We start from the raw sequence: 4,198 nt of genomic DNA on the forward strand, positions 1-4,198 counted from the left end.
GGTGGGGGCGGAGTCCGCATCGTCTGTTCGGCGTTGTGGACCTGCTGTTGGGTCTGCTGGGTCTCGCGGCGGTCCTGTTCCTCCTGGCCGTTGGGGCCCTTGTCGTTCCGCACGTTCTTCGCCCGGGACTTCAGCCGACTCGTGACCTTGCCCATGTACTTGGCGATGCCGCTGACCAGGGCCTGGTAGATCAGCTCCAACAGCGCGACCACGCCGCCGGCCACCGCGACGGCGAACTGTTTGCCGGCCCCGCCGCCCTTGACGGCTTTGAGGAAGGCCAGGACGAGTTGGAAGGCGCGCAGGATCGCGCCCAACGCGCCGATCGCGGTCTGGATGGCGTCGAGGATGGCGAGGATCCAGCCGGCGCCGGGGATGAGTTTGGCGACGACCTTGGTGATGACGAGTTCGCCGATGATGATCGGGAGTTGTGGGAGGGCCGCCTCCCAGGCCATCTCGACCATCTCTTCGGCGGTCATGCCGCCGTTGATCAGGAGTTGGAAGGTCTCCTGGTCGATGCCGAGGATCTCCTGGATCTTCTCGGCGACCCACTGCTTGACGCCCTTCTGGATCTCGTTGAAGAGGTGGTTCTTCGCGCCGTCCTCGGCCGAGGCGCCGAGTTTGCTGATCCAGCCGCCCGGGTCGGCCATGATGTCGACCGCGATCACCGCGAGGTCGCCGTAGGCGCTCAGCAGGCCGCCCGCGATCTCCATGGCCGCCGTGACGGCGCCCTCGACGACGTCGACGGCGGCCAGCAGGCCGGCCTCCATCACGTCGAGCAGGGCGGTGAGGCCCGCGGCCAGGTCGTCGAGGAAGGAGCCGATCCGCTCCTTGAGGCCGTCGGCCAGGTCGTTGACCGTGTCGATCGCCGCGTCGCGTGCGCCGTTGATGGTGTCGCGCCACTTGTCGCGGAGTTCGGGGAAGCCGGCGAGGAGGACGTCGCCGAGGGCGATCAGGGCGTCCGCGAAGACGTTGATCGCGTCGATGATGAAGTTCCGGGCCTTGTCGATCAGGTCGAAGACGGCCTGCTTGAACTCGTCGATGATGTCGACCACGGCCTGGCGGGCCGCGTTGAAGACGTCGACGATCGCGTTCTTGAGCTTGGTGAACTGCTCCTTGATCCAGTCGATCGCCTTGCTGAGCCAGTTGCCCGAGTCCTCTTCGCCCTTGTCGCGTTCGTCCTCGGCCTTCGTCTCGGCTTCGGTCTTCTCCGTCTCGATCCGGTCGTTGTCCTCCTCGGTCCTGGTCTCCACCTCCTCGTCGGTCTCTTCCTTCTCCTTATCGATGTCGCCCTGGACGCGCTCGTACTCGGTGCCGCTCTCCTCCTCGACGTCCGCGAGCTGCTCGTCCTGCTCCTGCTGCCACTCGTCGCGGGCGCCGGCGATCTCGGTGGTGGCGGTCGTCCGCGCGCTCTCCTGCTCGCTGGCATTGGCGGCGATCTCGGCCTGGACCTTCTGGTCGTGCTCGCTCCGGGAGGTCTGGAAGCCCTCGTCCTTGGTGGTCTTCTCGGTGAGCATCCGCTCCTGGCCCTGGCCGAACGCGGCCTGGATCTGCGGTCCCTGCTCGTGCTCGGCCACGGCGCCGACGACGTCGGCCGGGAGTGGGGAACTGGCCGGCCCACCGGCACCGCCGCCGCCCTCGGGCTGTCCCTGGCTCTTGCCGCCGGCGCCCGAGCCGGTCAGCGTCTCGCCGGGCACGGTGGGGTAGATCTGGTCCTCCCCCATCGGCTGGGCCGCGTCGTCCCGGCCCTGGGCCAGCAACTCCTGGCCTTTGTCGTCGAGTTCGGTGCGTTGTTCGTCGTTCCGCTTCGGATCCGTGTCCTGCTCCAGCGGCACCGGTTCGGCCTTGCCGACCTTCGCGTTCCGCATCCCCTCGTCGGTGGTGGGGATGCCCTGGAGGGCGTTCGTGAGGTCGCCGAGCCCGAAGGCGCTGATCACGCCGCCGATGATGGAGCCGACCGAGTCCAGGAAGCCCGGCGGTTCCACGTCCTCGCCCGGCACGTCGCCGGTCGGTCGCTGCTCGCCCTCCACCTGCGGGGTCTCGCCCGTCGGCGCGTCCAGCTTCTCGACCTTGTCGCCGTCGTACTGGCCGGGCGGCGAGACCGTCGGATCGCCCTGGAGAGTCTGCGGGGAGCCGGCCGGCCGTTCCATCGAGGGCGGGGACTCCTCAAGGGCGTTCCGCTCCTGGCCGACCGCGTTGCCCACGGCGGAGTCGACGCCGGTGAGGGTCGTCGCCATCTGGTGGGGCTTGAGGCCGGCCGTGGTCGCGAGCGCCGCCTCGGGTGCGGCCTGGGAGACGTCCGGCGGCTGGGCCTCCTTCTTGGCCGTCGCGCCACCGGCGGCCGGCGCTCCGCCGCCACCACCACCGCCGGCCCGGCCTACGCCCTCGCCGACGGGGCGACCGGCAACGCCGGCACCGCCACCATGGGCAGACGCGCCCGCTCCGGAGCCGCCGGAGCGTCCACCGCGCGCGACACGGCGCCCAGTGACAGCCGCCGCATGATGGACCTCGTGGAGCGCGCCCAGGCGGGCGAGGCCGAGGCGTTCGGCTGCCTCTACGACCACTACTCGGACACGGTCTACCGCTACATCTACTACCGGGTCGGCGGCCGGGCCACCGCGGAGGACCTCACCAGCGAGACCTTCCTCCGCGCCCTGCGCCGCATCGGCACCTTCACCTGGCAGGGGCGCGACTTCGGCGCATGGCTGGTCACCATCGCGCGCAACCTGGTCGCAGATCACTTCAAGTCCAGCCGCTTCCGTCTCGAGGTCACCACCGGGGAGATGCTGGACGCCAACGAGGTGGAGCGGAGCCCAGAGGACTCGGTGCTCGAGTCCCTGGCCAACTCCGCGCTGCTCGAAGCCGTCCGCAAGCTCAACCCCCAGCAACAGGAATGCGTCACGCTGCGGTTTCTCCAGGGCCTCTCCGTCGCCGAGACCGCACGGGTGATGGGGAAGAACGAGGGAGCCATCAAAACCCTGCAATACCGGGCCGTTCGCACCCTCGCGAGGCTGCTGCCGGACGACGCGAGATAGCCCGCACGCGTCACCTCCATCGGTAAACAGAGCGTGATCAACCTCACCCGATCGGTCACATTATCTGCCAGCCGTAACCCGAGTGCCCGTCCGCTCGTTGTCGCCAATTGGACAAGCACTGCACTCGCTCCACACCGTCGGTAGCGAGTCGCGTCGATCCTGTGACGAGAGGAGGTGCAGCCCGTGATCGGATCCGTGTCGGCCAACCGCCGGGCCAACGCCTTCGCCCAGCTCCTGGACGAGACCGGGCTCGAGCAGCCCCGGCTCGACGGCGGGCCGGCGGCGGCGGACCAGCCGGCGGACGGGCCGGAGCAGGTGGCCCTGCTCTCCCTGGTGGACAGGCTGGCCGCGCTCCCCAGGCCCGAGTTCCGGGCCGAGGCCAAGGCGGAGCAGCGAGCCCTGCTCGTCGCGGCCCTGGAACGTGGCGGCGAGGCCGCGGCACGGCCCGGCGAGCGGCTGCCGGGCCCCCGGCGGCTCCGCTCGGGCCGCGGCGCGCACCGCGCCGTTCCGGTGCCCCGGCTGAGCGCCCTGCGGCCGCGGTCGAGGCTCACCAAGGGCCTGGCGGCCGGGGGCCTCACCATGGGCGTGGCCGCCGGCGCGTTCGGCGGCGTCGCCGCCGCGAGCACCGACGCCCTCCCAGGCGACACCCTCTACGGCCTCAAGCGCGGCATGGAGGATCTCCGCCTGGACTTCACCGACGGCGACGTCGACCGGGGCCGCGTCTACCTCGACCACGCCGGCACCCGGCTCAACGAGGCCCGCCGGCTGCTCGAACGACAACGCGCGGGCGCCCTCGACGACGAGGACCTCGGCGCCATCCACCGCGCGCTCTCCAACATGCGCGACGACGCCGCCGAGGGCCACCGGCTGCTCGCCGGGGCCTACGCCAACGACGGCTCCATCGACCCGATGGCGTCCCTGTCGGACTTCTCCGCCGACCACCGCGACGTCTGGGCCGACCTCCGCCTCCGCCTCCCCGCCCAGCTGCGCGGCGTCGGCGCGGAGGTCACCGACGTCTTCGACGCCATGGAGGACGACATCGCCGCGGCCCGGAGCTTCGGTCTCGTCCCCGGTGGCCGGGGCGCCGCGGCGCAGGACCGCCGCAAGGCCGCGGCCCTGGTGTACGGCGTCAGCACCGAGACGTTCCGCAAACGGCAGGAGGGCCA

General features: G+C 71.0%; 2 protein-coding genes and 1 pseudogene. 2 read left to right on the top strand and 1 reads right to left on the bottom strand.

Annotated elements, in window-relative coordinates; genetic code table 11:
* Positions 1-2,234: pseudogene (locus tag E1283_RS32935) on the bottom strand (eCIS core domain-containing protein); the annotation flags it as partial.
* Between the two features lie 69 nt (positions 2,235-2,303).
* On the opposite strand from E1283_RS32935, the gene E1283_RS32940 reads away from it, so the two are divergent.
* Both E1283_RS32940 and E1283_RS38335 read left to right on the top strand, forming a co-directional pair.
* A complete protein-coding gene (locus E1283_RS32940; RefSeq protein WP_132821833.1) occupies positions 2,304-3,032 on the top strand; it encodes an ECF subfamily RNA polymerase sigma factor, BldN family in 729 nt (242 codons plus the stop codon).
* Positions 3,033-3,215: 183 nt separating this feature from the next.
* Positions 3,216-4,198, top strand: a 983-nt coding sequence (locus tag E1283_RS38335) for a DUF5667 domain-containing protein (RefSeq protein ID WP_132821832.1), incomplete at its 3' end; no start/stop codon positions are given.

Origin of the sequence: Streptomyces hainanensis (genome assembly GCF_004348415.1) — a bacterium.
Classification (GTDB): domain Bacteria; phylum Actinomycetota; class Actinomycetes; order Streptomycetales; family Streptomycetaceae; genus Streptomyces; species Streptomyces hainanensis.